Annotated in this window: 1 protein-coding gene and 1 pseudogene; one reads left to right on the forward strand and one right to left on the reverse strand. The window is 38.5% G+C overall.

Annotation, left to right across the window (positions count from 1 at the left end; translation table 11 throughout):
• Positions 1 to 204: putative oxygenase MesX (locus ACTXGO_RS14095; protein ID WP_443574958.1), on the reverse strand; the 204-nt coding region annotated here is incomplete at its 3' end.
• 540 nt (positions 205 to 744) lie between these two features.
• Between ACTXGO_RS14095 and ACTXGO_RS14100 the strand changes: the two are divergent.
• Positions 745 to 1,217: pseudogene (locus tag ACTXGO_RS14100) on the forward strand (hypothetical protein); the annotation flags it as partial.

Genomic DNA, 1,217 nt, shown 5'->3' on the forward strand with positions numbered 1-1,217 from the left:
GTAACGGTTGGCTGACGGGTTATCCCAATGCGCAAGATCGTTAAAGCGATTGTTAATCATCGCCAGCGTTTTGCGTAGGTTGTCTTGACGACTCTCGCCACGCGCCAAGTTGGCAAAGTTCGTGGTCAGACGCGTGCTGTCTGCGGGCTGATAGTTTTCATCGAAGCGAATGCTGGATATGGTATAGGTAAATGGCTGTGTCATGATAATCCCCTTTACTACTCTGATAGCTCTCGCCTCGAGGCATCAGATAAAAGCTAATTTGTGTATGGGATGAATCATACCTTGAACATGACATGAATAAAAACGATGTTATTTAAAGATAAGATGAATAAAATTCATGATAATCAATCATAATGATTAGATGCCAATAATTTCGTTATTCTAAGAACTAATGTGTAGCTCTTATTTTGATAATCTGCAAAGTTCTGCCGAATTATTCATAATTGTGCAAGTTCCTAATTTTTAAATAAGTAAGTTATGTAAAACAATGAAGTAAATTAACTTCTCTTTGTAATAAGTATTTAGATAGGTTTTCAATGCCTGTAGGTCGATGCACAATAAAACCAAAATAATTAATTAAAAAATTAACAACAAACAAACATTTAATTATTACTGTACACTTTTGTATACAATGTAGTAACATATTAAAACCGAATATATTTCAAGAGCTATTCTAGAGCAAACCGAACGAAACTCTTCTATCGACATATTACAAACACCTTTGTTCAAATGGAGAAAAAAATGAATCTAAAGTATTTATCGAGAGCAAGTTTACTTGCTGTTCTAACAGTAAGTATTATTGCCTGTAGCAGCAGCGGTAGTAATAACTTTTCAGACCCAGCTACAAAGCTACCTCCAATAGTAGAGCAAACTGAGGCTGAAAAAGCTGAGGCAGAACGGTTAGAAAATATCGAAACTAATCGTCTAGAATTGTTAGCAGCCGCTAAAACAGCTGGATTAACGGATCAACAAGCAGCTGCCTATGCTGAAGCGAACAAAGAAGCTAGCGCAACAGACGCACAATCTACATTGAGTACATTAGTTGCTGAGAAAATAGCTGCCGAAAAGGCCGAAGCCGATAGAATCGCTGCCGAAAAAGCCGAAGCCGATAGAATCGCTGCTGAAAAAGCCGAAGCTGATAGAATCGCTGCCGAAAAAGCCGAAGCCGATAGAATCGCTGCCGAAAAAGCCGAAGCCGATAGAATCGCTGCCGA

Source organism: Psychrobacter sp. T6-1 (assembly GCF_052258445.1).